Annotated in this window: 18 protein-coding genes and 1 riboswitch; of the genes, 13 read left to right on the top strand and 5 right to left on the bottom strand. The window is 43.8% G+C overall.

Annotation, left to right across the window (positions count from 1 at the left end; all coding sequences use genetic code 11):
• Positions 1–13 precede the first annotated feature (13 nt).
• From B0E43_RS15040 to B0E43_RS15055, 4 genes are all read right to left on the bottom strand, one after another.
• Positions 14–1,435, bottom strand: coding sequence for a M17 family metallopeptidase (locus B0E43_RS15040; RefSeq protein ID WP_077351188.1), 1,422 nt, complete (start codon positions 1,433–1,435; stop codon positions 14–16).
• Between the two features lie 18 nt (positions 1,436–1,453).
• Positions 1,454–2,578: an alpha/beta hydrolase gene (locus tag B0E43_RS15045; RefSeq protein WP_077351190.1), complete on the bottom strand. Its 1,125-nt coding sequence runs from the start codon at positions 2,576–2,578 to the stop codon at positions 1,454–1,456.
• Between the two features lie 78 nt (positions 2,579–2,656).
• Positions 2,657–4,381 carry a bifunctional isocitrate dehydrogenase kinase/phosphatase gene (gene aceK / locus B0E43_RS15050; protein ID WP_077351192.1) on the bottom strand — a complete coding sequence of 575 codons (1,725 nt, stop codon included), beginning with the start codon at positions 4,379–4,381 and terminating at the stop codon, positions 2,657–2,659.
• 496 nt (positions 4,382–4,877) lie between these two features.
• Positions 4,878–7,304: a hypothetical protein gene (locus B0E43_RS15055; protein WP_077351194.1), complete on the bottom strand. Its 2,427-nt coding sequence runs from the start codon at positions 7,302–7,304 to the stop codon at positions 4,878–4,880.
• A gap of 228 nt (positions 7,305–7,532) precedes the next feature.
• Here B0E43_RS15055 and B0E43_RS15060 point away from each other — a divergent pair, with 228 nt between their 5' ends.
• The 7 genes from B0E43_RS15060 to B0E43_RS15090 all read left to right on the top strand — a co-directional run bounded on the left by B0E43_RS15060 (position 7,533) and on the right by B0E43_RS15090 (position 14,320).
• A complete protein-coding gene (locus B0E43_RS15060; protein ID WP_077351196.1) occupies positions 7,533–8,360 on the top strand; it encodes an HpcH/HpaI aldolase/citrate lyase family protein in 828 nt (275 codons plus the stop codon).
• A gap of 23 nt (positions 8,361–8,383) precedes the next feature.
• On the top strand, positions 8,384–10,513 hold the full coding sequence (locus B0E43_RS15065; protein ID WP_077351198.1) for a hypothetical protein: 2,130 nt from the start codon (positions 8,384–8,386) through the stop codon (positions 10,511–10,513).
• A 12-nt stretch (positions 10,514–10,525) separates the two neighbouring features.
• Entirely contained in the window at positions 10,526–11,125 is a 600-nt protein-coding gene (locus tag B0E43_RS15070; RefSeq protein ID WP_139352783.1) for a DUF1080 domain-containing protein, read from the top strand.
• Positions 11,126–11,448: 323 nt separating this feature from the next.
• On the top strand, positions 11,449–12,138 hold the full coding sequence (locus tag B0E43_RS15075; RefSeq protein WP_077351202.1) for a hypothetical protein: 690 nt from the start codon (positions 11,449–11,451) through the stop codon (positions 12,136–12,138).
• Entirely contained in the window at positions 12,128–12,766 is a 639-nt protein-coding gene (locus B0E43_RS15080) for a CoA pyrophosphatase (protein WP_077351204.1), read from the top strand. The genes B0E43_RS15075 and B0E43_RS15080 overlap by 11 nt, the downstream gene beginning before the upstream one ends.
• 58 nt (positions 12,767–12,824) lie before the next feature.
• Positions 12,825–14,078: a DUF819 domain-containing protein gene (locus B0E43_RS15085; protein WP_077351206.1), complete on the top strand. Its 1,254-nt coding sequence runs from the start codon at positions 12,825–12,827 to the stop codon at positions 14,076–14,078.
• Positions 14,078–14,320 carry a (2Fe-2S) ferredoxin domain-containing protein gene (locus B0E43_RS15090; protein ID WP_077351208.1) on the top strand — a complete coding sequence of 81 codons (243 nt, stop codon included), beginning with the start codon at positions 14,078–14,080 and terminating at the stop codon, positions 14,318–14,320. Before B0E43_RS15085 ends, B0E43_RS15090 begins: the two co-directional genes overlap by 1 nt.
• Before the next feature lie 20 nt (positions 14,321–14,340).
• On the opposite strand, the gene B0E43_RS15095 is transcribed toward B0E43_RS15090, so the two are convergent.
• Complete coding sequence (locus tag B0E43_RS15095) at positions 14,341–14,661, bottom strand: YbjQ family protein (RefSeq protein ID WP_077351210.1); 321 nt, start codon at positions 14,659–14,661, stop codon at positions 14,341–14,343.
• A gap of 239 nt (positions 14,662–14,900) precedes the next feature.
• On the opposite strand from B0E43_RS15095, the gene B0E43_RS15100 reads away from it, so the two are divergent.
• The 6 genes from B0E43_RS15100 (at position 14,901) to B0E43_RS15125 (ending at position 26,528) form a co-directional block, all read left to right on the top strand.
• The gene (locus B0E43_RS15100; RefSeq protein WP_139352784.1) at positions 14,901–19,226 is read left to right on the top strand and encodes a PAS domain S-box protein; all 4,326 of its coding nucleotides are present in this window, start codon (positions 14,901–14,903) and stop codon (positions 19,224–19,226) included.
• Between the two features lie 55 nt (positions 19,227–19,281).
• The gene (locus B0E43_RS15105) at positions 19,282–20,598 is read left to right on the top strand and encodes a hypothetical protein (protein ID WP_254423441.1); all 1,317 of its coding nucleotides are present in this window, start codon (positions 19,282–19,284) and stop codon (positions 20,596–20,598) included.
• Positions 20,599–20,686: 88 nt separating this feature from the next.
• A riboswitch (SAM riboswitch) is annotated at positions 20,687–20,786 on the top strand.
• 64 nt (positions 20,787–20,850) lie between these two features.
• A complete protein-coding gene (locus tag B0E43_RS15110; RefSeq protein WP_077351214.1) occupies positions 20,851–21,906 on the top strand; it encodes a homocysteine S-methyltransferase family protein in 1,056 nt (351 codons plus the stop codon).
• The gene (gene metH, locus B0E43_RS15115) at positions 21,899–24,595 is read left to right on the top strand and encodes a methionine synthase (RefSeq protein WP_077351216.1); all 2,697 of its coding nucleotides are present in this window, start codon (positions 21,899–21,901) and stop codon (positions 24,593–24,595) included. Before B0E43_RS15110 ends, metH begins: the two co-directional genes overlap by 8 nt.
• Positions 24,595–25,548 (top strand): methylenetetrahydrofolate reductase [NAD(P)H], encoded by a 954-nt coding sequence (metF, locus tag B0E43_RS15120; RefSeq protein WP_077351218.1) that lies wholly within the window; start codon positions 24,595–24,597, stop codon positions 25,546–25,548. Before metH ends, metF begins: the two co-directional genes overlap by 1 nt.
• 128 nt (positions 25,549–25,676) lie before the next feature.
• Positions 25,677–26,528: a hydroxymethylglutaryl-CoA lyase gene (locus B0E43_RS15125; protein WP_077351220.1), complete on the top strand. Its 852-nt coding sequence runs from the start codon at positions 25,677–25,679 to the stop codon at positions 26,526–26,528.
• Position 26,529 lies beyond the last annotated feature (1 nt).

Here is a 26,529-nt window from a genome sequence, read left to right on the forward strand (position 1 = left end):
TTGCCGGTTTTTTTTAAAGTTGATTTTCGATATACCTCAATAAAAGACTCACACCGTAGGCTGTTCCCGTTTTGGTTTTTGCAAATTCCGAATCAGAAAATGCAACTCCTGCGATATCCAAATGGGCCCAAGCAGGATGCTCATGGGTAAATGCCTGTAAAAACTTGGCGGCTGTAATCGCCCCGGCGAAAGGTTTGCCGTGGTAATTTTTGATATCGGCAATTTCAGAATCCATCTCTTTTCCGAAGTTTTCCCAAAGTGGCAATGGCCAGGATTTTTCTCCGATAGCCTCACCTGCCTGCTGCAATCCATGTGAAAGGGCACCGTCGTTGGAAAAGAGTGCCGCACATTCGTAACCAAAAGTTCCGATAGCGCTTCCTGTCAGTGTAGCCAGATCGATTACCTGATCAGTTTTGTAGTTTTTGATCAGGTAGGAAAGTCCGTCCGCCAAAATCAAGCGGCCTTCGGCATCTGTATCAATCACTTCAATGCTCAGTCCGGCATGGCTTCCGATCACTTCTGACGGTAAGTATGCATCCTTATCGATCGCATTTTCCACCGACGGAACGATAGCAGTCAAGTTGATAGGAAGCTCCAAATCGGCAACAAGTTGTGTAGTAGCCAACACGGCAGCAGCGCCGCCCATGTCGGATTTCATGTGGTGCATGCCCTGAGTTTTGACATTCAGTCCTCCGGTGTCGAAGGTTACCCCTTTGCCAACCAAACCTATATGAAACTTAGCTTTCGGATGACGGTATTCCAGAATGATGAATTTCGGGTCTTTGGCCGAACCTCGACCGACAGCCAAAAAGGCTTCCAATCCTTCCGATTTCGCTTTTTTGGAGTCAAAGACCTTTACATCAAGTTTGGCTTTTTTGCCCATGTGCTTGGCCCAATCCGCCAGGTATTCCGGGGTGATTTTGTTGGGTGGAAGGTCAACCAATTTGAAAGCTTCGATTTTGGCAGCGGCAATTTTTTCAGCGCGTTCGACAAGATTTTTTGCTTTTTCGAGGGTTGAGATTACTTCGACTTTGAGCTTTTCAAAATCTTTTGCTTTCTCTTTTTTGTAAAAACCGATGGAATAGCTGCCCAGCTGAAATCCTACCAAAGCTGCTTCCTGTTGCTCTGAAGAAAAAGACTCCGGAAAGTCCAACAAAACCTCTTTTTCAATCAGTGATTGGCTTTTTGAAAGAATTCTCCGAAAGGAGTTTTCGATCGTTTTGTATTCCGGATCTTCACCCAATCCCACCAGTAAAATCAGTTGATTGTCTGATTCATAAGAATAGGTGGTGTCTTTTTTTCCGGAAAAGAGAGACTTGGAAGGGCCTGAAAAACCGAGCTTTTCGGTTAAAATAGTTTCTGTTTGTTTCTCAAAAACTGGAATAACCTTCAATGCAGATGTCGAAGGATTTTTGGGATTGATCTTGAAATTCATAAAAGCTGGTTTGGGATTTTACTCCGGTTTATCACTGAAAAACAGCCATTCTATTGCTTTGGGGAACTCGTCGCTCCAATAGGATTCGTTGTGTTTGCCTTTTTTATTGATTGAAAGTCGCACTTTCATCTTGCCTTGCAACGTTTCACGCTTGAGGATTCTTTTGCGAAACTTGGTCACTAGGTCCACCATCGTTTCACTTTCTTTCCCTCCGGCATAGAGGTAAAGTCGTGTTTCCTGAGGTTCGAAAAAGTCCAGAAAACCAAGTTTGATTTTTGGGATTACCCAAAGTGAGGGTGAGAAAACCATCAGTTTTCCAAAAACTTCCGGATATATTAGGCCTGAGAAAATGCTGACCAATCCGCCCATGGAGCTGCCGCCGATTCCTGTGAACTCTCGTTCCGATTTGGTTCGGTAGGTTTTATCCACAAATGGTTTCAGCGTGTCGGTAATGAAGCGGATGTATTGTTTGCCGTGACCTTGGCCTAAGACAGTTTTGCCGACATTGTATTCCTGAAGTCGCTCTTCCTCTGCATGTTCCACTGCGATAATGATGATTTTTCCGATCCCATAATCCGACATTACTGCCAGCTTTTTATCGATCTGCCAGTTGCCAAACTCTGCATTCTCATTGAATAGATTTTGGGCATCGTGCAGGTAAAGCACCGGATACTGCTCCGTGCTGGTATCGTAATCGTGGGGGAGGAGCGCCCAGATTTTGCGGGTCTTGTTGAGTTGGGGAATTTCAAATTCCTCGGAAATCAGGTGGATTTGGGGAAGTTGAGAAGGTCGGTAGGGGAGCCAGTTTTTTCGCCATTTGGCTACTTTTTCGAATTTCACCGGCTTGTCGTCATTCCAATGACGATTGGGAGTTCGGTTTCCGTAGCGGTCGATTTCTACCTCTGACCAGTCTCCTTTTGTGAATTTGTAGATCAGTTCACCCTCGAATTCAGGGCTTTCAGGGAAATCAAACTCGTATTTTCCTTCCTCGATTTTGTTCATTTTGAACTTAAAATCCTGAGTGGTCCATTCGTTGAAATTGCCTGAAATGTAAACCGGCCTATCGTCGTCTTCCGGTGTTTGAAGGACGATTTTTTTGGTCCGGGTGGGAATATGAATAGTTGAAGAAACTTCTTGAATCATGGGTTGGGGGTGATGGAAATGTTAACCCGAAGTTTCGAAATTAAGTTTTGTTGGGTTAAAAATGAAATGCTTTCAATGTCAGACTTGCTCTCCGGACCGAAATCGGATTTCTTCCGGATAGGGAAAAGCATGGATTAACTCCCCATTTTGGATTCTTTGCTTCAAAGAATTCCAATAGGCAGGGTCAAATAAATTTTTGTGATACTCCAAAAAATGTGGTTTTAAGTCAGCTCTTCCAATCATCCAACGTCTAAAATCCTCAGGAAAGACATCGTTTTTGTGAATCTCGTACCAAGGCTCTGAAGCATAGATTTGCTCGTAGTTTTCCGGCTTTGGCTTTTCACGAAAATTCATGTCCACCAGGAATTCTATTTCATCGTAATCGTAAAAAATCACCCGTTTTTGTCTTGTAAGCCCAAAGTTTTTGGTCATCATATCTCCTGGGAAAATGTTGGCTTGGGCAAGTTGCAGGATGGCGCGACCGTAATCTTCGACCGCACGTTTTCCTTCTTCTGTTGTGCAGGTTTCGAGGAAAATATTGAGCGGAACCATTTTTCGCTCCGTATATAGATGTTTGATAATCAGATGATTTTCTGTGATCTGGAGAAGTGAGTTTGTCGTGTTTCGCAGCTCATTCATCAATTCCGGACTAACACGATTTAGTGGAATTTTAAAGTATTCAAACTCATGGGTATCGGCCATTCTGCCTACTCGATCATGAAGAGAAACGAGTTTGTATTTTTCACGAACCTCCTGCCTAGTCATGTTTTTAGGAGGTTCAAAGTGATCTTTGATCAACTTGAAAACAATGTTTAGCGATGGCAAAGCGAATACGGTCATTACCATTCCTTTGATCCCCGGTGCGACGACAAATTCATCAGAGCTTTTATTCAAATGGTAGAGAAAGTCTCTGTAAAAAAGAGTCTTTCCATGCTTGTTGAAGCCGATGGCATTGTAGAGTTCGTGTATTTTTTTGTGGGGGATGACCGAACTCAAAAACCCTATGATTTGGGATGGAACTGCCACCTCCACCATGAAATAAGACCTGGTAAAACTGAATAAATGACTCATCAAATTCGGGTCAAAGATCAGTGTATCTACATAGACGCCTTTTGGACCATGCATGAAAGGAATGATAAAAGGCATCCATTTATTGCCGACATAAGTTCTTCCGATCAGGTAGGCGGCTTTGTTTCGGTAAAAAACAGGCTTTAGAAGTTGGGTTTTTGTTCCCACTTCAACCTTATATCTAGTTAAAATTACTTTTTTGACTCCTTCCACAAGGAACTCGATATCCCTTTCCTTTTCCATAAATGGAGCCCCAAAATCGTAATCCTCCAGTATCTGTCGGATGATCAGCTCCAATCCCATCGCAGCAGGGTAAGTGTGGAGCAATTCCGAATTTTCGCGGATTTCGCAGGAGTTGTATCCTTCCATCACAAACATCAATTCTTCATCCAATGGGTTGTTAGGGAAGGCCTTGCGGAATAAAGAATTGAAAAATGTCTCTGCCAACTCCACATCCGGTCTGTCTTGAATCAATTGTTGGTATTCATTTCGGATCAAAGTCCAGATTTTCCGATTGTCAGAATCTGTTCCAAGTATTTCCTGAAACACTTTTGACAATTGAAACAAAAGATCCTTGTAAAGTCTAAGTCGTTGACGATGATTGAGTTGGGTTGCCTGCCAGTTGCGCTGTGCAAAATAAAGTGGGGCAAGTCTGGTATAGGTATTGAAGGTCTCAACATAGGTAAGAAAGCCTTCAAATATTTTATTGGCTAGTGGTAGCGCTCGGGTTGGCATAGGAAATTTGGCAACAAAGGTTAAAAATGAATTTTTTTAGGAAAAAGGAGAAGATGTTTTTTTAAAAAGCCCCTGATTTTCTGTGATTTATAGGAGAACAAATGTCACAGAATAAAATATTGAAAATTTTTCGCAATCGATTGTTTGGAGGGAATGAAAACATTTTCTACTTTTCGAGCATATTCATGAATTGAATATCTACAATAGGTTTAATAGGTTTGAGAGCAGGAAAAGGCCCGGATGATATCCAGGCCTTTTTTGTTTGTTACCGATTCAAGTTACTTCTTTAGAGCAGAGAATAGCACAAGGATTTCTGCTGGTATGGTCTAAGACTTTTTTCCTAATCTAGAAGGCGATTCTTTCCCACTAACAAAACAATATTAAGTTTGGGGTCCATTCAGAGATGCTGTCGACTGTTGTCCGTGGTCTGTGGACGATTATCCGCTTGTTGTAAGTTCAAATGAGTTTCACTGGCAAATTGCGGGTAATCATTTTTTCAATTCCGGATAATCCAAATTTCCGACACCTGGGAACCCCGCTGACCTTCCCCGCAAGTCCAGGAGAAAGTCACTTTACCGTCTCTGGTAGCTTCTGCTGGAATGGGAAATTCATAAACTGGCTGTATGCCCGTTTGGATAAAATCATGAACGAGCAGGCCATCCGAAGTCATTTTCATTTTTGATCTGAACCTCCCAGTATAGGCGACCCTGATCGTATAGGTGCTTTCCGGATCCAATTGGTCATAATGGATTTCCAGTGGCAAATCGTAAAGTGTGTTCACCTGATGCATCCAAGCCATGGGAGCAGCATCGCTGTCAAATCCTGTTGCTTTGACTACATGAACCCATTCTACATCCTTCAAACCCACTCCAAAACTTACCCTTGGGGTTCTGAGGCTTCCGGGGTCCTTGGCAACATCATACCGAAAAACCACTCTTTTCCAACTTGCCGGATCGCCAAAATTATCATAAAACCCTCCCGGACCGGGATTTGTCCGCTCCAGAATTCCTCGGATAATCGCTACTTTTTCCTCTTCCTTGGAAGCTGTTTCTGCTTTTGAAAGTTGGGAATAGATCCATGCGATATCATTTAAAGGACTGTCCATATTGTCTATAAAATTGCCCCGACCATCCATAGCTCCGTGTTTTTCCACCGTCAGCTGGGCACCAATACTTTGGAAAAGCTCGTCAGCCAAGGATTCGCTTTTGGCCTTCAGGCCAGGTGCAATGGGTTCTTTAATGGCAGAAGCAAGGGTGGATTTGCATTGCTGGATCGCTTGGTCTGCACCTAATTCTTGATAGTTTCCAAGTTTTTCGAGGGCGGATTGTTCCAACCATTTCTCAAAAACGAGCCTTTTCTGGACATACGCATCGTAGTAAGCTCTGATTAACCCCATCTGGAAACGGAAATTCTTCTTAACCTCGGGATTGCTCTTTTGGTCAATATCCTGCCATTGCTGCAAGGTGGTAGTCACCTTGGTATTGGTCAGCAGGGGACCCCGAAGGTTTTCCTCCAAGGCCACAAATCCCTGAGCAAGTTCTTCTGCCTGATCTGAGTCAATAAAATAGCGGGCATAATCCCTGAGGGTTTCAATTTCAGGGATTTCTGGATCCCAATCCTGGTCGCTCCAAATGAATTTATTCAAATCATCATTGGTGCCCTCGGAATAGGAAATACTTCCATTAGCATATTGGTCCAAAGCATTATGAATCATTTTCTCATCGCTTGGCCGTGGGTTGATACATTCCCTGCCCAAGGTAATGGCCCAAGCAAGATCCCATCTGGGTATCGGATATTGTGAACTCAAGCTATGGGTGATGTCAGGGTATCTTCGGATGGGAATTTCCCGGTCCAATCTTTCCCTGATTTCGTCAATTGGTAATTTGACCCAAGGACCAAAAACAACCCCTCCCAACCATTTCGGCTTTTTATTGACCTGTGCAAAGAAGATATCAAACCATTCCTTGGTAGGGCGGAAAACCTGAGGTGAGATCCAGATTTTAGCATTCGGATGATGCTCATGAAGAATGTCGGCCACCTGTTCCATCCATTCAAAAAGGACGTCCGGTTCCAGATCTCCAGGATCTCCACCCGGAATAAAAAGGTGATCCAAACGCGGAACGGAAGAAAAAACCTCGTGCCGTTCTTCGATTTCCCTTTTAAGAGAGTCGGGATGCCGGTAGTCCTTGCCCAGATTGGGATACCACATCCATACATCAAGGTCGTATTTATCGCAAATCCGTGATTGCTCCCTGATCATGTCGATGGCTGGCAATTGCATGTGCTTGCTGGTGAAATCATCATCAGTACGGGGAGGCATAATTTCAATGCTATTGGCACCAAAGATGGCCAGGTCCCGGATGTACTGATCAAATTGAGCCACCGACCAAGCATCGTAACTGTTGGTTTTGGGCCGGTAGCCGAGCTGATGACCACGGATTTCATATTGGGGTGAAGATGCCATTGTCAGGTTTTCAGGTATAAGCACTTCATCGGGGCCCATTTTCATTTTCCTCAACAACTTCCCCACTCCATACAATGCGCCACGCTTCGTTTTTGCCTGAATAATCACTTTTTGCTCCAAAGGCAGCATCACTATCCGATATCCCTCCGGATTGATATTTTCCAGATCATTGAGCGGGTTTGCCAAACTTTCGGGAAGTTCTTCCACTCCCTTTTCCATTATCAGCACGATTTGAGGAAGGGTCATATCCAACTTCTTACTTTGTTGGATCATTTTGCCACTTCTTTTTTCCACTTCTTCCTGAAAGACTTGGATCACATGTCCAAGCTCAGCTGATTCTTTTTTCGAAACGAAAAGTGAAGCATTGGTAAAATCCATCATTTCCTGAGCTTGTACCCAGGTAAATTGGATGAAGAGAAAACTGGATAAAATGAATTTTAGAGAAGTAGTGGTTTTCATATACTGGTGAAAAAAGAGCGGATTTTTCCTTGTGTTAATACTTCAGTAAAGTAGGAAGGGACTATTAATTCAACTGTATATCTACTTGTAGATCATTGGACAAAATACTTATTGCCTGGTTTTCATTCATTTCACTCAAATAGATGGAATTCAACTAGTACAATTCAGGCAGAATGGGGTATATAATTAAGTCGGCAAGCCAAAAATGATACCCTGATTCAATAGAAAATGATCGGTTTTCAAAAGGATGATTTGAAACAAAAGCTAATACAGGGAAAAACTGTCTATGGCACCTGCATTACAACCAACGCGCCACGATGGCAAAACCTAGTTGCTGATTCGGGACTTGATTTTGTATTTCTGGATACCGAGCACATTGCCATCGACAGAGCTGACCTTTCGAGGATGTGTCTGGGTTACCAAGCCAAAGGACTCACACCGATTGTACGCATCCGCCGGCCAGATCCCTACCGGGCCAGTCAGGCGATTGATGATGGAGCCATTGGAGTAATTGCACCTTACCTTGAGAATCCTGCCCAAATCAAAGAATTAATCGGCGCCACCAAATACCGACCCCTGAAGGGTGAAAAACTGGAAAGTATTCTTAGCGGAAAAACAGGTCCCAGCCCAGAATTAAGAGAATATCTGGATCGCTTCAACCACGGCAATCTCTGCATTGCCAATATCGAAAGCATCCCGGCAGTGGAGCGACTCGATGAATTATTGAGTATTGAGGGACTGGATGCGGTTTTTATCGGCCCCCATGATTTATCCATTAATATGGGCATACCAGAGCAATATGATCACCCGGATTTTATTGCCATGGTCAAAACCATTGTCCAAAAGGCCAGAAAGCATACGCTTGGCGTTGGGATTCACTTTTCCCTCGAGCCCCAAAGACAAATCGACTGGATCAAGGAAGGTGTGAATATCGTGATCCACAGTTCGGATATGGCACTTTTCAGTCAAAGGCTTCGGGAAGATATAAGCAAAATAAAATCAACGTCCGGAGAAGGAAATGATTCATCCGGAACGGGTGAATCGGTAACGATATAACAAAAAAATCAAACCCCTAACTAATGAAATTCTTTCTTGCTTCTGCTGTACTCTTGTTGAGCACGGCTTTTATTCCTCTCAAAAAGGAAAAGGTCTTTAACCAGGATGTGGCGATCATTCATGATTCTAAAAAAGACCTTCCTGAAGGATCCATCGATAGAATCCAGTTAATCAATGGTGTTCCTGTTGCAGAGTCTAAAGGATCTTTTTTTGAATTTAATGGAGAGAGATGGACCAGTTCCAAAAATAAGATCAGTAAACCAACGCTTTCTGGGATTAAACTTCCTGAAGGATCCGGGAAAGTTTTATCCTCAATCAATCACCTAGGAAAAGTATGGGTGGGTACTGAAAACGGATTATACCGCAGTACCTCGGGAAATAACTTGGAATCTGTGCTTCCTGCAGATAGCAGTTATAGCTGGTCGCCCAAGGATGTTGCCGCTTTGGTGGTGGACAGCCAGGGTCGTCTTTGGTTTGGTGCCAAACAAGGTATCGGCAGATTGGACGAAGGAAAGTGGAAACTCTTTACCGGAGCAGAAGGTCTTCCTTACAACAACTTCACCAGTGCCTTCGCTGGGCCAAATGGAGAGGTTTGGTTTGGAACCAAAAAAGGCGCGATCCGCGTTCAGGATGATTATTTCTACTACCGGTTCAGCCGTCGCTGGTTGCCTGACGATCACGTCAATGACATAACTATCGACAAATCCGGTACTGCTTGGATCGCCACCAATCAGGGGATCAGCCAGATCGCCTCCGTACCGATGACCTATGAGGAAAAAGCTGCCTTTTTCACCAAACAAACAGAGGATCGGCATGTGAGAATGGGATTTGTGGCCCCAAATAACCTTCAGGTTCCTTTTGAAATCAGTTCGTATGAGCTGGGTATCTCTGACAATGACGGCATGTACACCTCCATGTATGGAGCAGCACAGGCATTTCGCTATGCAGTTACCGGAGATCCGGAAGCCAAGGCCTTGGCAGACCGTAGTCTTGTAGCCTGCAAATGGCTAGTGGACATCACCCATGAGTCTGGTTTTCCTGCTCGGGTGATCATACCGATTGATTATCGTGAGCCGGTCAATGAACAATATAGCAGAGAATACAACAAAAGGCATCAGCAATCTGACCCATTTTGGAAGGATATCTATCCTCGCTTTCCGACTAGTAAAGACGGAAAATACATGTGGAAATGCGATACCAGTTCAGATGAATTGGCAGGACATTATTTCTTCTATGCGGTTTATTATGATTTAGTTGCCAAAACTGAAGAGGAAAAAGCAATGGTAAGAGATGTCGTAGCCGACATCACTGATCACTTGATTCGAAACGGGTTTATGCTAAAAGATCATGACGGCCTATCTACCCGTTGGGGAAATTTTTCTCCTGAATATATGGCTTCAGTTTGGGGATGGGATCAGCGTGGACTCAATTCCATGATGATGTTGTCTTTTCTTAACGTGGCCAGTCATGTCACTGGTGATTCCAAATACGATGAAGTTGCCAAAATGCTTCGGGATAAATACAACTATCACATCAATGCCATGCATGCCAAGGAGTTTTTCCCGCCGGACAATGTTGTTCCTTGGGACAATAACCTGTCTTTGATGAGTTTTTATGGTTTGATCAACTACGAAAAAGATCCTGAGCTTTTATTGATGTACCGGGAATCACTAGAGTACACCTGGCTACACATCAGTAAACAAAAGAATTCCTTTTGGAATACCATTTATGGTGCATTGAGTCAAAAGTTTGCAGAGAAAGCTCAGGAAGGTTTCTTTAACCCCGAAGTTGTTTTTCCCGAAAACAAACTCTATGCTCCTCAGAAAGTGAAACTCTATAGCACTTGGGATACCAAAAGCGAAGATATTGTAGAAACTCTGGAGCGGATACCTTTTGATCTCATCGGATATGAAATGGACAATACGCACAGACTGGATATTGTACTTGATCCAACACCGGGACAGGGTGAGGGAATGGGCTGGAGATACGATACCTATGCTGTTCCTGTCGATGAGCGTGGACATGTGCGTCAGGACCGAGACGGTTTTGCACTGCTATATCGGGAAGTAGGCGGCGGAACGGCTGAGCAAGAAGGCACCTTTTATCTTTTGCCGTACTACATGGCGAGGTATCATCAATTGATCGAAAATTAATCACAGAAGAATTTGAAAAAGCAATTTTTCATAGCGGTTCTGATGCTCAGTTTACCGCTTTGCACTTTCAGTCAGGACACAGATTGGATATCCCTCTTCAATGGAAAAAACCTGGAAGGATGGACTGTACGTGGGAAAGCTGAATGGATAGTGGAAAATGGGGTGATGATTGGCCAGGGTGCCAATGGGCATATTTATGCTACACCAGAGCTTACTGACCTGGAAGTAAAAGGAACCTTCCGTATTAGTGATCAGGGAGGGGGAGGCAACAGCGGATTGTATTTTCGAAGTAATCCTCCCTCAGATAATCCAGACGGATACCCAAGAGGGTATGAAGCACAAATCTGTCATTCCCAGAAAGCCCACACCGGATGGTTGTGGAAACCAGGCACTCCAACAGGAAAAGCGACCAAACTGATCACTAAAGATGATGAATGGTTTACCATGAGCGTGAGAGCGGTTGGCCCGGACATCCAGATTTGGATTAATGATGAACTGGTGATGAGCTACCAAGATGAGGAGTATAAAAATGGCTTTTTTGCCATTCAATGCCACAATACGGGCATGATGATCGAAGCCAAGGAACTTTATTTCAGAGATTTAGGTAATTAAGCGAGGTGAAAATTATGTTTAGGAGGCAACTTTGCCTCCTAACTTCTTTCTCCAAAAACTAAGGTGACTTTTTTTTCAAAAAGCTGCTGTTAGCTTCTATAAAATCTCTTGGTTTGACAAAATCCAGGTACATGCCATCTGGATTAAGTATAAAATTCGGCAAATCGGAGCGTCTTTCCAGGGCTTTCAATTAATCTCTAATTTTTTCTGATTCAATAGTGTTTGAAATATTGCTTTTGTTGGGAATTGGCTTTTTCTCCTCTTCTTAAATTTGGTTTGATTTTTCCAACACAACTCTTAGCTTCAACTTTCAATTTTTACCTATGAGCAAATTCAGGATCCCTTATTTCCCCGTTTGGCTAGTGGTGTTTGGCCTTTTAGTTGCCTGCGAATCTTCCGATTCCACCAAAAATGAGACCGCCGTGGAGGTGAGCCCTGAAACAGCACTATTGGAGAAAATGCGAAATCAAATTGATCTTGGATTGGCACAAAAATCCACTTGGCAAAAACACTGGGGTGAAAAAGTAGGGAATTTTGATGGCAGTAATTTTGAATTTGTCTTTACAGATTCCATTGATCCGATGGAAATGCCAGAGAAAAACCCGATTCTGGCGAATGATCCACTTTTCCCTTATCAGCTTACGCATCCCGAAGGAAATGGCACAATGGACATCTATTCCTATAAAGTGGAGGCTCAAGAAAGTCTGGATCAACCTTTTTTAAACCCTGATTCTGAGGTGATTTGGTATCGGGCCGACGGAATGAAAGAGCGTTTGCTTTTCATGGGGCCCTCAGGAATGTTTGAGGATGGAATGTGGTTGAATTCCACTGAATTTTTGGTTTTGGGTTTTTTTCAGGAAGAGGAAGGTTTTAGGCCGATGGCATGGATTATTGATGTAAGAACACATCGGTTCGCCCAATTCAAATTGAACCAGGTTGCAAAAGAATACCTCCAGGAATCCTATTTGGATTTGAAGTTAAAGTCCGTGGATTTGACCTCCGATGGAATTTGATCAATTGATCCGGCAGCTGGAAAGAAGGCTGAAAGATCCCCTTCCCGGTAAAGATGCCCATCTGAAGATGTCTCCACAACCTGTGGATATGAGGCGTTTTGAACCCGTTTTGCCAGAAAATCACCGGAAAAGTGGGGTCTTGATTTTGTTTTATCCAGGTGAAATGGGTTCATTTTTTCCATTGATCAAAAGACCCGAATATCCGGGATTCCACAGTGGCCAGGTAGCTTTTCCCGGAGGGAAAATGGAAGAGGGAGACCTCAACATCATCCAAACTGCCCTGAGAGAAGCAGAAGAGGAAGTGGGTATTAATCGGAGGGAAGTTCAGATTTTGGGTAAGTTGAGCGACCTCTATATTCCAACCAGCAATTTTTTAGTGAGTCCAGTGATCGGTTTTTTGGAAAAACGGCCAGACCTTATCCCCGAAGAAAAGGAAGTTTTCAGAATTATTCAGACAAACCTTCAATTCTTGTTGAAGCCTGAAGTGAGAAAGCAAAAAGTCCTTGAATTTGGTCCAGCATTAAAGTTGGACACACCCTACTTTGAAATTGACGGGGAGGTTGTTTGGGGAGCTACTGCGATGATATTGAGTGAATTAATTCAAATCCTGGACTTAGGACAAGAATAGGGATTGGACTTTTCAGCTAATTGTTGGTATTGTTGCACTTCAAATTGGATCCCTTGACATGGAAGAAAATACTCCTTTGATTAGTAATGACGCAGTAGTTTTTGGGTTGCTGATGGCAACTTTGGCCTTCGTTTTTGCAAGCTCTGCCAGCAAAAGACCATTTTGGGTGAAATTCTACACGTATGTCCCAACGGTTTTGCTTTGCTATTTTATCCCGGCAGTTTTCAATTCACTTGGTCTGATTTCAGGTGAATCCTCTAACTTATACAGAGTAGCTTCACGGTACCTTTTGCCGGCATCACTTGTACTTTTCACCATCAGTATAGATCTGAAAGGAATCCTAAAACTAGGCCCGAAAGCACTTACTATGTTTTTGGCAGGCACAGTCGGGGTAATTTTAGGTGGACCACTGGCTTTATTGACTGTTGGCTTTTTTTATCCGGAGATCTATTCAGGAACAGGATCCGACGAGATTTGGCGCGGACTCTCTACTATTGCAGGTAGCTGGATTGGTGGTGGAGCCAACCAAACCGCCATGTTGGAGGTGTTTGGAGCGAGTCCAACTTTATTTGGGCAAATGATTGCAGTCGATGTCCTAGTAGCCAATCTTTGGATGGCGTTTTTGCTGTATTGGGCAGCAAAACCGGAAAAACTGGATAAACTTCTCAAAGCGGACACTTCAGCCATATATGAGCTAAGGGACCGGATTGCCAAACACCGAGAGGGAATCATGAAAATTCCGAGCCTTGGCGATACCATGCTGATTTTGGGTTTTGGATTTGGTGTTACTGGAGTTTCCCATTTAGCGGCTGATTTCTTGGCTCCTTGGTTTGAGTCCAATTATCCCGAGCTCAATCAGTATTCCCTGAATTCTGCCTTTTTCTGGATTGTCGTAATTGCTACCACGGCAGGTCTGGTGCTTTCATTTACTAAGGCTCGAAATCTGGAAGGTGCCGGTGCCTCACGTATGGGAAGTGTGCTCCTGTATGTACTTGTAGCTACTATCGGGATGCAGATGGACTTAGGCGCGATCTTGGATAGCCCAGTTTTGTTCTTGGTAGGGATTATTTGGATGATGTTTCACGTTCTAATTATGACCCTTGTAGCATGGCTAATAAAAGCCCCATTCTTTTATGTGGCAGTGGGTTCTCAGGCAAATATCGGAGGAGCTGCTTCGGCTCCGATAGTCGCATCTGCTTTTGATCCATCACTTGCTTCAGTTGGAGTATTACTTGCAGTGTTGGGTTATGCTTTAGGAACTTATGGAGGTTATCTTTGTGGATTGATCATGCAGGCTATCTCAGGAATGTGATGAAGTTTAATAGAAAGTTGGTTTTTATCTGTAGTGGGCCGGATTGTAAAAAGGCCGGATCAAAAAAGATACGCAAAGCCTTGAAGGAAGCAGCCACAGAAGGTTCACTCAAAGGACATTGCAAATTTTTACAGACCAAATGCATGGATATGTGCAAGTCAGCACCGGTTGTGATAGTAGAAAATCATTTTTGCAAACTCACAGATACCAAAACTGTCATGAATCAAATCAAAAAGGCCTGAATTTCTCAGGCCTTTTTGATTTAGAGTTTGGTCACTTTCACTGCAGTGCCGGAGACGGTCACCATGAGCATCCCGTCGCGGATGGTCTCATAGTCCAAGTCGATTCCTACTACCGCATTTGCTCCAAAATGTCTTGCCTGCATTTCCATTTCTGACATGGCTGTCGCCTTTGCTTCGCGTAAAACCTGTTCGTATGCGGAGGAGCGGCCACCAACAATATCGGTTATGCTTGCAAAAAAATCTTTGAAGACGTTAGCGCCTATAATTGTCTCTCCAGAGACGATCCCTAGGTATTGATCGATTTGGTAGCCTTCAAGTGATGGAGTGGTGGAAATAATCATAGAAAAGGAATTGGTTTAGGATTAAGTGTATTTCATGTGCTCACACGGTTTTTTCTCTCTGAAAGTTTGGTTAAAAACTCAAATGTTTCAGAAATTCTTAAGTAACGAAAAGTTGAAGTAAACCGGACAAAACTAAAAATAATGAGAGTTCCTGTTTGTGTTTAAGGTTTTCTTTTCAAATATTACCTTCCTTTTTGGCGGAATTCAAACCCGTTCCCCAAAATCATTTCTCCCGATTCATGAGCCAATTCCAGCAATTCGATATTTCTGATTTTCTGAATGAAATCCAGGAACCTCTGTTTTTGATGGAATCAGAGGAAATTATTTTTTTCAACAAATACTTCCTGGAAAATTTCAATCCAGCCCCGGATGAATGGATGCTTTTCTTTAATAAAAGGGAATTGATCGATGAACTTGAAGGCTTTTTTCAGAAGGGCGAATTGCCAAAAAGCCGGATGATTAAATCACTTGTTTCGTCAATTGGCAAAAAAATATGTTTTGAGTGGAGCTTCATCAACTTGCCGTCGAGCTACAATTCGCGTTTTTTGATTGCCAAAGGCAGCCGGATCAAGACCTGGAATACTGAGCAAAATGAGGAAATTTTGATCGAGGGAGATGCCTTGACTGCGGAGCTCCACTACATGCAGAGTATCCTCAAAAACAGCTACGACCTCATTGCAATACTTGATAAATACGGCAATTATAAGTTTATCAGTGATTCGGCAACGGAAAGGTTGGGTTTTCAGCCTTTTGAAATCCAGGGAAGAAATTTCAAAGACTTTGTCTTGGAGGGAATTATAGAAATTGTCAAAGGAGACTTTGATGAGGTATTGAATTCTGAGTCGGAAGTAGCCATTGATTTTTGGGTGAAATTAAAAGACGGGAAGCGGATTTACCTGGAAAGTTTTGCCAAAAACCTCCTCAATGACCCTCAGATTCAGGGGATCCTTTTCAGTTCAAGGGACATTACGGAATACATTCATACTGAAAATTCCCTCCAAAGGCGCTATGAAATTGAAAACCTCATCATCCAGATTTCTTCAAGGCTGATCAATGGGAGTTTTAGGGATTTGGAGCCGGTTTTTTTCTCTGCTATTGCCAGATTTGGCGAGTTTTTGAATGCGAGAAATGGTGAAATTTTGGTTTTCAATCGGGAAACCGAAGAGTTGGAAGCACTGAATTCCTGGACCTACGGAAAAGAAGGAAATCGGCCATATCGGCTGTCCAGGGAAGAGGTGGGGATAATTTTTGAAAACCAGCCTTTTTTGGAAAAGGGAAAAGTTCGCTTGGTTTCAGGTGAGTTGTCAGAGCAGCATGCCATCAGAGAACTGGGAAATTCAAGGATTTTGGTTCCCATGATTTCCGGTGGAAAACTTCTTGGACTCATCCGGTTTGAATCCGAATTCCAGGAATTTCCATTTGAGGAAAAGGAGCTTCAGGTACTCCGGCAATTGGGTGATGTATTGGCAGGTGCCTATCTGGGTAGCCAAATGACCCGAAAACTGGAAAGGAACGAAAACCTGCTGGCAAATACCGAAGTGCTTTCCAAGTCAGGTTCCTGGAGGTTTAGCACCTATAAAAACCGCTTTTATTTTTCAGGAGGCTTGGCTGCCCTGTTTGGTTTGGGTAATAAGCCCATCACACAGGAATTTTCCTCACTGATTTTCCGGATAGACAAGCCCTTTAGGGCGGGATTTATTAAAAACCTGAAACTCTCCAGCAAGGAGTTGATCCGGACATCCGGAGAGTTCACGATTTCGGATCAGAAAGGGGAGGTCAAGTTTATCAGTTATGAAATTGAGGGCAAAAGTGAATTTCTGACCCAGGGACTGGAGGTTTATGGATTCTGCACGGATATTTCCCACAAGCGGGCTTCTGACACCTACCTGCGACTTCAGTCTCAGATTTTAGCACAGGTGAACGATCCTATTTTGGTGACCAATTTGGGTTTTGAAGTCATTTATCTGAATGAAGCCGCAGTTCAATTGTGTTGTCCGGAGACCGCCAGGGACTTCGAAGGTCACTTAAGCGATTTGGTGAATTTTGTTTGGAATAAGAGAGAAAACCTAGAAACCATCGCCAGTGGCTTGAAACTGGGAGAGGTTTGGAAATCAGAACGTGATATTCAAACCAAGCATACCGAAAGATCTCCTTTTGAAATCTCGATCCAGGCTATCCATGCCGAAGGCAAAGAGAAAATCGGTTATTCGGTGATTTTGAGAGGTTTGGAAGAAAAGTATAAATCGGAACAAATCGCAAAAAGGGCTCAATTGATTGTTGAAAACAGTCCAGCGGTACTGTTCAGAGTGGATCCCGACAATAGGTATAGAATCCAATATATTTCAGAAAATATCAGCCGATTTGGGTATGACGCGGCTTATCTGATCAAAAATCAAATTTCATTTTTGGATTTATTGCATCCGGAAGATTCCGCAAAGATTTTCGCAAAATCCAAAGCCGGTAAAACACTGGAAGGAGTTCCTGCATTTTCAGGTGAATACCGGATTAAAACTGCATCTGGAGAATTTGTCTGGGTGGAAGATCGAACACGTGATGTGACCACGGAATCGGGCAAGATAATCCTGCATGAAGGTCTATTCCAGGATATTTCGGACAGGAAGAATCTGGAGCTGATCCAACAGCAGCGAGACAACCAATACCGGGTTTTGGCAGCCAACATTCCGGGAACCAACATATTCTTGGTGGATTCCGAGCGGACATATATTTTGGCAGAGGGCACAAACTTTGAAAAATGGGGCTTGAAGCGGGAGGATTTTGAAGGAAAAAAACTTCAGGACTTGCAGCTAACCCCTTATGGAGAAATCAATGCAATTCTCGACCGGGTTTACAATAATATGGAAATCGTCGAGACCGAATTTTTCTTCAAAGACAGACATTACCACCGCACGATCAGGCCTATTGTGGAAAATGGTCAGGTAAAATATGCCCTGAGTATCGTCAGGGATATTCAGGAAGAATATCAGGCCAAGCTTGACTTACAGCAATCCGAGGAAAAATACCGCCGCCTGGTGGAGGAGTCTACCGAAATTATTTTCTCCCTCACAGAGACGTTTTTGCTTCATTACGTGTCTCCCAATGTGAAGCAGTTTCTTGGTTATGACAGCGAAGAAGTCACGGGAAGAAGTATTTTTGATTTTCTGCATCCGGATGATTTGGGAGTATTTCAGGAAATGTTGGGTGACACCAAAGATTTCCTGGCCACCAATCAATTTCTTGAATTCAGGCTTCGCCATAAATACGGCGATTATCGGGTTTTCAATTCCAACGGGAAACTGATTGTAGACAAAAGTGGGATTCACCGGTATTACACGGGTGTCGCCAGGGATATTTCCAAACTTAAGGAAACCCAACGGGAACTCCTTCTTGCCAAGGAAAAAGCGGAACAGGCCTCTCAGATCAAATCTCAATTTCTTTCGGTGATGAGCCATGAGATCCGCACTCCGATGAATGCTGTCATTGGACTTTCACATTTTCTCATGGAAGAAAATCCACGTCCCGATCAGTTGGAAAACCTCAAGACCCTCCAGTTTTCGGCGGAAAATCTGATGGCCCTGATCAACGACATCCTTGACTACAACAAAATTGATTCAGGAAAGGTAGATCTGGAACAGGCCCCTTTTGATTTGAGAAACATCATCCACAGGATTGTGCATTCACACAGTTTCCAAGCCACCGAAAAAGGGCTGAAAGTAACCTGTGTCATGGATGAGGCAATTCCAGAAATACTGATTGGAGATTCACTTCGGATTGGACAGATTGTAAACAACCTGGTTTCCAATGCGATCAAGTTTACCGAGAAAGGCTTTGTGAGGATTTCGATTTCGAGAGAATTCACTCAGGGTAAATGGACTGACATCCGGTTTTTGTTTGAAGATTCTGGAATTGGAATTGCTGAAAATAAACGGAAGTCGATCTTTGAGGCATTTACCCAAGCATCCTCCTCCACAAGCAGGAAATATGGAGGTACCGGATTGGGGCTTGCAATTGTCAAACGTTTGGTAGAATTATTTGGAGGGGAAATTGAAGTGAGGCCGCGTAATGAAGGTGGCAGTGTTTTTGAATTCACCATTCCATTTGAATTTGTAGAAACCGGCAAGTTTGAGAAGGAAAAGGAAAGGGTATTTTCCCAACACCGATCCCTGGAAAATGCATCTATTTTGGTTGCAGAAGACAATACTGTCAACCAGATTTTGATCCGAAAATTCCTGACCAAGTGGAATGCAGGAAACCTGGTAATCGCCTCTGATGGCCAGGAAGCCTTGGATCGGTTCAATGTTGGCCAATTTGATCTTATCCTCCTGGATCTGCAGATGCCGGGCTTGGATGGTTTTTCAGTTGCCAAATCCATCCGGAAGCATAGTGATTTCACTAAGCGGAATGTCCCAATTTTAGCCTTGACCGCGGCCTCCATCAATGAAGTAAAAGAAGAGATGAAACTCAGTGGAATGAATGATATTATACCGAAGCCTTTTACTCCGGAAATACTTTTTGAAAAAATTTTAAAATATCTCAATCCAAAAGATCGGGGTGAAATTGGGGTTTAGCATTAATTTTGCCCAAAGGCAGCTAAACTTAACCGCTTCCCTCAAACCTGAATTCATGACTCCTCTTAGAAGGTTTTTTCTTTTCCTTTTCCTCTTATCACTTCCGGAATTTGTACTTGCCCAAGAACTCTACAACAAGCGGTCGACTATCTACGGCTTTACGGGGATTTCTGGCGCCAACCTCAGACAGTTTAACGAAATGCTTGCCGACCGGGGGCTTTCACCATTAAGAAACCGATATCGTACTTATGGACTTGGTTATCAGGCCAGAATCCATGATTTTGTTCTTGGTTTTGAGCTTTCCCATCACCAAAGCAAGGTCAGTGAATACGATGAATTTGAAATCAGATATCGCACCACTAGAGGGCTTTTCAATGTTGGATATTCACTGACAGAGGAGGGTAAATTCCAATTGATTCACTACATGTCATTGGGTGTTGGATATCTGAATTTTGAAATGCTGCCATCCAATCCTACCCAAAACCTGGAGCTTTTCCTGCGAGAACCTCAGGAGGGGTTTATCCTACGTGAAAATAATATCCAGAAAGGAACTCAATATTTTGGCGATTTTTTGACCGAAATCGGATTTCAACTTTCATATGATTTTGATCTTCCCGGTAGAAAAGAAGCGGTGGAAGTTTTGGCAAAAGTTGGCTATTCGTTCAGCCCCTTTGAGGGAAAATGGCAGATGAACGCCATGTCCTTTGACAATACTCAAGCAGGGGCTTTTTTGAGAATCGGAGCTGGGATTTCCCTTCCTGACCGGAATTTTTTCTATAAAGATGCCTCAATTGGAGTGTCCTTGTTCCGGGGATTTCATTTCAATAATGCGGACAAACTCAACAAGGAACTTATTGATACAGGTTATTTGCCACTGGATGGAACTCCATCGAATTGGGGTTTGAGAATTTTGGGCGAAACCGATGGCTTTCTTTACGGGATTGATGTTTACAATTCAGCACTGGAAGGCCCGGCCACAAATTTTCAAAATCAGTCCCTGAACAGTGTGCGGATTTATGCAAACGGAGGGGTGAAGTTTTTTCAGTTTAAAAATTTCTCTTTCGGAGCAATGGGTGGATTGGGCTATGGAAATCTCCGATATACCCTTAGTCAAAATGAAAAGCCGGATTTTCCTGAGATTTTCGAACAACGCTATTTTGACGGTTATCTGAAAAGTTCCGGATTGATGGCCAAGCCTGAATTTTTGGTAGAATACGGGATTCCGATGACCAACCGAAAACTTTTCGATTTGGTGGTGAGCGCGTCGGCAGGATATGAACTTGCAATGGGAAATTATAGATTGGGAGAATTGGGAATGGCCCAATTTCTCACCGGACCGGTCGTGGGCTTGAGTGTTGGAGTTCGGCCATAATCAGAAAGCTTGAATATTTCATGAATAAAATCGTCTGATTTGAACCTGTCCTCCTGCTTTTATTCCAAAATGCTATTAACTTTGAGCTTGCTTATCGAGAAAGACCGAGGGAAGGGCCCTGCGACGTCTTAGCAACCTGTAACCAAGGTGCTAACTCCCATTCCGGAAATGCCGGGAACAGATGAGCGGACAAGTACTAGTACTTTTCTCCGTGTTTTGCTCGATCGGCTTTTTTGAATTAACTACATCACGATGCAAAACAGAACGGAAACCCTGCTCCAAGCTATTCAGAACCGGATTTTGATCCTTGACGGAGCCATGGGTACCATGATTCAGCGGTACAAACTTTCTGAAGAAGATTTTAGAACTCCTGCTTTGGCAGATCATCCCAAATCCCTGAAAGGCAACAACGACTTACTTTCTTTGAGCCGTCCGGATATTATCAAGCAGATCCATAAGGAATATCTAGAGGCAGGAGCTGATATCATCGAAACCAACACCTTTTCGGGTACGACTATTGCCCAGGCTGATTACGAACTTTCTCACCTGGCCTATGCCATCAATTTTGAATCGGCTAAACTTGCCCGGGAAGTAGCGGATGAATTCTCCTCCAAGGAACCACACAAGCCAAGATTCGTCGCTGGAGCCATCGGCCCAACCAATAAAACTGCTTCTCTTTCTCCGGATGTAAATGATCCCGGATACCGCGCGATTACTTTTGACCAGTTGGCGGAAGCGTATTCTGAGCAGGTGAGGGGATTGCTTGACGGAGGTTCGGATATCATTTTGGTCGAGACGATTTTTGATACCCTGAATGCAAAAGCAGCTTTGTATGCGATTCAGGACGTTTACGAGGAAAGAAACATTCCACTTGATCCGAAAGAAGGCGGAATACCGATCATGATTTCCGGTACGATTACGGATGCTTCTGGGCGTACACTTTCCGGTCAAACCACTGAAGCGTTTTTGATTTCAGTTTCCCATGTGCCTTTGCTATCTGTTGGGTTAAACTGTGCTTTGGGAGCCAAAGAGCTTCGGCCATATCTGAAAGTTTTGGCCCAAAATGCACCATTCTATGTGTCTGCCTATCCCAATGCAGGATTGCCAAACGAATTTGGAGCCTACGATCAGGGAGCCAATGAAATGGCTGACCAAGTAAGGGACTTTTTGAAAGAGGGCATGCTGAATATTCTGGGCGGCTGCTGCGGTACCACGCCTGATCATATTCATGCCTTGGCCAAAATGGCTGCTGAATACAAGCCGAGAAAAATTGAAGAAGTAACGGAAGAGGAGGAAAGCAATGTCTAAGAATTACATGAAACTTTCGGGCTTAGAGCCTTTGATTTTCACTCCAAACATCAATTTTGTCAACATCGGTGAGCGGACCAATATCACCGGATCAAAGAAATTTGCCCGACTGATCCTGAATGGGCAGTATGACGATGCACTCGAAATCGCCCTGGATCAAGTCCGTGGCGGTGCTCAGGTTTTGGATGTCTGCATGGATGAAGGGATGCTTGACGGGGAATTTGCCATGGTTAAATTCCTCAATCTGATCGCTTCCGAACCGGAAATCAGCCGAATCCCGATCATGATTGACAGCTCCAAATGGAGCATCATTTTAGCAGGATTGAAGTGTGTGCAGGGCAAAGGAATCGTGAATTCAATTTCCTTAAAAAACGGAGAGGCTGAATTTATTCATCAAGCCAAAACTGTCAAAAAATTCGGAGCGGCAGTCGTCGTAATGGCTTTTGACGAAAAAGGCCAAGCGGATACCTACGAGCGCAGAATCGAAATCTGCGAGCGGAGCTATCGGATTTTGGTCGAACAGGTCAAATTCAATTGTCAGGATATCATTTTTGATCCGAACATTTTCCCGGTTGCTACAGGGATGGAGGAGCACCGCAAAAATGCCCTGGACTTTTTCCGTGGTACGAAGTGGATCAAGGAAAACCTCCCCGGTGCCAAAGTCAGCGGCGGAGTCAGCAACGTTTCTTTCTCTTTCCGGGGAAATGACCGAGTACGAGAAGCCATGCATGCGGCTTTTCTTTACCATGCGATCCATCATGGCATGGACATGGGTATCGTCAATCCGACGATGTTGGAGGTATACGACGACATTCCAAAAGACCTTTTGGAGCGAGTCGAGGATGTGCTTTTTGACAGAAAAGAAGATGCGACTGAGCGACTTTTGGATTTTGCAGAAACCGTCAAAGCAGCTGGAAAGAAGGAAGTCGTCAATGAGGCTTGGCGAACTGACCCAGTAGCAAAACGGATCGAACACGCACTGGTTAAAGGTATATTGGACTTTATCTTAGAAGACACTGAAGCTGCCCGCTTGGAATTGGTGAATCCGCTAAAAGTCATCGAAGGTCCGCTGATGGATGGGATGAATGTGGTGGGAGATCTCTTTGGTGAAGGAAAAATGTTCCTGCCCCAAGTGGTGAAATCCGCCCGGGTGATGAAGAAAGCAGTGGCTTATTTGGAACCATTCATGCCGCTACCAGGTGAAGGTGAGGAAGCTTCCTCCCTGAAAAAAATCCTTCTGGCAACCGTCAAAGGTGATGTTCACGATATCGGAAAAAATATTGTTGGTGTCGTTTTGGCTTGCAACAGCTACCAAATCATCGATTTGGGAGTTATGGTGGATGCGCAAAAAATCATTGACGAAGCCATCAAAAACAAAGTAGATATCATCGGATTGAGTGGCTTGATTACTCCGTCTTTGGACGAAATGGTCAATGTGGCTTCAGAAATGGAGCGTCAGGGATTGAAAATTCCTTTGTTGATTGGCGGAGCAACTACTTCCCGGATTCATACAGCAGTGAAAATCGATCCGGTTTATTCCGGCACGGTCGTGCATGTGACCGATGCAAGTAAGTCTGTTCCAATTGCAGGAGAGGCGATTTCTGAAGAAACCAAAGAAAGCTACCGAGTTCAGCTCAAGGAAACTTACCGAGTTCTCCGTGAGGAGCATGAGGCCAAGCAATCCTTGAAGCAATTGGTGAGCTACACGGAAGCAAAAGCCAATCCAGTGGAAATAAACTGGAGTTCATTTGAGCCGGTAAAGCCAAAAGTGTTGGGTAAGACGGTTTTGAAAGACCTCGATCTTACAGTGGTGAGGAAATACATCGACTGGACTCCTTTCTTCAGTACTTGGATGCTGAGCGGAAAATATCCCAAAATCCTGGAGGATCCTTTGGTGGGTCATGAAGCGAAAAAGCTTTTTGCAGATGCACAGGAAATGCTGGATAAGCTGATTTCTGAAAAATGGCTTTCTGCCAATGCCGTTTTCGGAATATATCCGATTCAGCGAATTGAGGACGATGCGGTGGTTTTTGATCCGGAAAATGGGTCTCAGGAACTAGCTAAATTCCACTTTTTGCGTCAGCAGGGCAAAAAGGGAAAAGGAGTACCTAACCGGTCACTTGCGGACTACCTGCATCCCGAAAAAATCGATTACCTGGGTTGCTTCGCAGTTACTTCAGGCTTGGGTATGGAAACCAAATTGGCTGAATTCCAAGCAGCTGGTGATGATTACAACGACATCATGTTCAAAGCCTTGGCTGATCGATTGGCCGAAGCTGCTGCAGAATTTGTTCATGAAGAAGTCCGAAAGAACTATTGGGGCTATTCGACTGAGGAAGGATTGGACAATGACAGCTTGATCCGAGAGGAATATCCTGGAATTCGACCAGCGCCAGGGTATCCGGCCTGTCCGGAGCACTCTGAAAAAGTTACCATCGGCAGCCTGCTAGATCTGGAAAATTCCGTCGGAATCACCTTGACTTCGAGTTTTGCCATGTATCCGACCAGTTCCGTTTCCGGATTTTACTTCGGCAATCCAGAAAGTAAATATTTTGGCTTGGGCAAAATCGGTGAAGATCAGGTTGCATCCTATGCTGAACGAAAAGGGATCAACCTACAGCAAGCCGAGCGCTTACTATCTCCAAATTTGGCCTATTCCCCAGCCCCAACTTTAGCAATATCTAAATAATGAAAATAACCGAACACCTTAAAAACGCGAATTCAACTCTTTTTTCATTTGAAATTCTTCCTCCACTCAAGGGCCAAAGTCTGAAAGAACTTATGGAGGGGATTGCTCCTTTGATGGAATTCAAGCCGCCTTTTGTGGACGTGACTTATCATCGGGAGGAATTTATCTATAAAAAGCATCCCAACGGATTGCTGGAAAAAGTCAGTACCAAAAAGCGTCCCGGTACAGTCGGGATTTGCGCAGCGATCATGAACCGCTTCCATGTCGATGCGGTGCCGCATTTGCTGTGCGGCGGTTTTTCCAAAGAAGAAACAGAAAACGCGCTGATTGATCTCAATTTCATCGGTGTGGACAACGTGCTGGCGCTCAGAGGCGATGCGCCAAAGACCGAAGGAAGATTTATTCCAGAAGCGGAAGGTCACAGCTTTGCCAGTGAATTGGTGGAACAGATCGTGAGAATGAACAACGGCAGGTATCTGCATGAAGAAACTGAAAACAGCTTTCATACTGATTTTTGTGTGGGTGTGGCAGGCTATCCGGAGAAGCATTTCGAGGCCCCGAGCTTAAAATTTGACCTGAAGTATCTGAAGGAAAAAGTCGATAAAGGGGCAGAATACATTGTGACTCAGATGTTTTTTGACAACAAGAAGTTCTTTGATTTTGTGGCAAAAGTCCGTGAGGCGGGTATCACGGTGCCGATCATCCCGGGGATCAAACCGATTGCAACTTTGGGTCAAATCACTAATCTGCCGAGAACTTTCTTCCTTGATTTGCCAGACGCACTGACGGATGAACTTGAAAAATGCAAAACCAATGCAGATGTCAAAGAAGTTGGAATCGCTTGGGCAATTGAGCAATGCAAGGAATTGATCGAAGCCAATGTGCCTTCGCTTCATTTCTATACGATGAGCAAGGCAGACACGACATACAAAATTGCAAAAGCTGTGTTTTAAAAAACCTTTGGGGTCTCTAAGACCCCGAAGGTTTTATTTTTTCAAACTTGGAGCTAATTTTTTTCTCAACCTTTTCGCCAATCATCCCAATTACAATTTCCCGATTCCTTTAATTTTTATCTTGGGACATGATTAAACTGATCGAATGTCCACGGGATGCGATGCAGGGAATTCCTGAATTTATCGATACGGCGATCAAAGCTGCCTACATCAACCAACTTTTGGAGGTCGGTTTTGATACCATTGACTTTGGGAGTTTTGTGAGTCCAAAAGCGATTCCGCAAATGCGGGATACTGCTGAGGTGTTGGATCTGTTGGACTTGCATCAGGCGAAAAGCAAGCTTTTGGCTATCGTGGCTAATGTAAGAGGGGCGGAGGATGCACTTCATTTTCAAGAAATTGATTTTTTGGGCTTTCCGCTTTCTGTTTCAGAGACTTTTCAGCAGCGAAATACCAATGCTTCCATTTCTGAAGCTTTAAAAACTGTTGAGGAAATCCAAAATCTTTGCGAAGCAAGAGGTAAAAAGCAGGTTGTATATCTCAGTATGGGTTTTGGCAACCCGTATGGAGATCCTTATTCTCCCGAACTGGTCGCTGAATTTGTCGAAAAACTAGCTCAGCTTCAGGTAGAGACGATCTCGCTGTCAGATACGATAGGTGTAGCTACGCCTGAATTGATTTCTAACTTATTCGAAGTTCAGATTCAGGCATTTCCACAAATTGAGTTTGGAGCTCATTTGCACAGTAGAGCCGAAGGGATTGAAGAAAAAGTGCTTGCAGGTCTAAAGGGCGGTTGTCGGAGATTTGATGGAGCCTTGAAAGGTTTTGGAGGATGCCCGATGGCGGAAGACAAACTTGTCGGAAATATGGCGACTGAGGTGATGATTGAGACTTTGGAATATCAAGGGTATGACTTGAAACTGGACAAGTCAGAACTAGCTGAATCCATGAAGCTTACGAAATTTGTATTTAACACCTGAT

This window comes from Algoriphagus sp. A40 (assembly GCF_002002735.1).
In the GTDB taxonomy this organism is placed as follows: Bacteria; Bacteroidota; Bacteroidia; order Cytophagales; family Cyclobacteriaceae; genus Algoriphagus.

What these genes read in the sequence shown, in the direction of transcription:
- metH (WP_077351216.1), top strand. Translation starts at nt 21,899, where the DNA reads ATGTCTAAGAATTACATGAAACTTTCGGGCTTAGAGCCTTTGATTTTC.
- B0E43_RS15075 (WP_077351202.1), top strand. Translation starts at nt 11,449, where the DNA reads ATGAGCAAATTCAGGATCCCTTATTTCCCCGTTTGGCTAGTGGTGTTT.
- B0E43_RS15105 (WP_254423441.1), top strand. Translation starts at nt 19,282, where the DNA reads ATGACTCCTCTTAGAAGGTTTTTTCTTTTCCTTTTCCTCTTATCACTT.
- B0E43_RS15065 (WP_077351198.1), top strand. Translation starts at nt 8,384, where the DNA reads ATGAAATTCTTTCTTGCTTCTGCTGTACTCTTGTTGAGCACGGCTTTT.
- B0E43_RS15040 (WP_077351188.1), bottom strand. Translation starts at nt 1,435, where the DNA reads ATGAATTTCAAGATCAATCCCAAAAATCCTTCGACATCTGCATTGAAG.
- B0E43_RS15095 (WP_077351210.1), bottom strand. Translation starts at nt 14,661, where the DNA reads ATGATTATTTCCACCACTCCATCACTTGAAGGCTACCAAATCGATCAA.
- B0E43_RS15045 (WP_077351190.1), bottom strand. Translation starts at nt 2,578, where the DNA reads ATGATTCAAGAAGTTTCTTCAACTATTCATATTCCCACCCGGACCAAA.
- aceK (WP_077351192.1), bottom strand. Translation starts at nt 4,381, where the DNA reads ATGCCAACCCGAGCGCTACCACTAGCCAATAAAATATTTGAAGGCTTT.
- B0E43_RS15125 (WP_077351220.1), top strand. Translation starts at nt 25,677, where the DNA reads ATGATTAAACTGATCGAATGTCCACGGGATGCGATGCAGGGAATTCCT.
- B0E43_RS15110 (WP_077351214.1), top strand. Translation starts at nt 20,851, where the DNA reads ATGCAAAACAGAACGGAAACCCTGCTCCAAGCTATTCAGAACCGGATT.
- metF (WP_077351218.1), top strand. Translation starts at nt 24,595, where the DNA reads ATGAAAATAACCGAACACCTTAAAAACGCGAATTCAACTCTTTTTTCA.
- B0E43_RS15055 (WP_077351194.1), bottom strand. Translation starts at nt 7,304, where the DNA reads ATGAAAACCACTACTTCTCTAAAATTCATTTTATCCAGTTTTCTCTTC.
- B0E43_RS15085 (WP_077351206.1), top strand. Translation starts at nt 12,825, where the DNA reads ATGGAAGAAAATACTCCTTTGATTAGTAATGACGCAGTAGTTTTTGGG.
- B0E43_RS15090 (WP_077351208.1), top strand. Translation starts at nt 14,078, where the DNA reads ATGAAGTTTAATAGAAAGTTGGTTTTTATCTGTAGTGGGCCGGATTGT.
- B0E43_RS15100 (WP_139352784.1), top strand. Translation starts at nt 14,901, where the DNA reads ATGAGCCAATTCCAGCAATTCGATATTTCTGATTTTCTGAATGAAATC.
- B0E43_RS15060 (WP_077351196.1), top strand. Translation starts at nt 7,533, where the DNA reads ATGATCGGTTTTCAAAAGGATGATTTGAAACAAAAGCTAATACAGGGA.
- B0E43_RS15080 (WP_077351204.1), top strand. Translation starts at nt 12,128, where the DNA reads ATGGAATTTGATCAATTGATCCGGCAGCTGGAAAGAAGGCTGAAAGAT.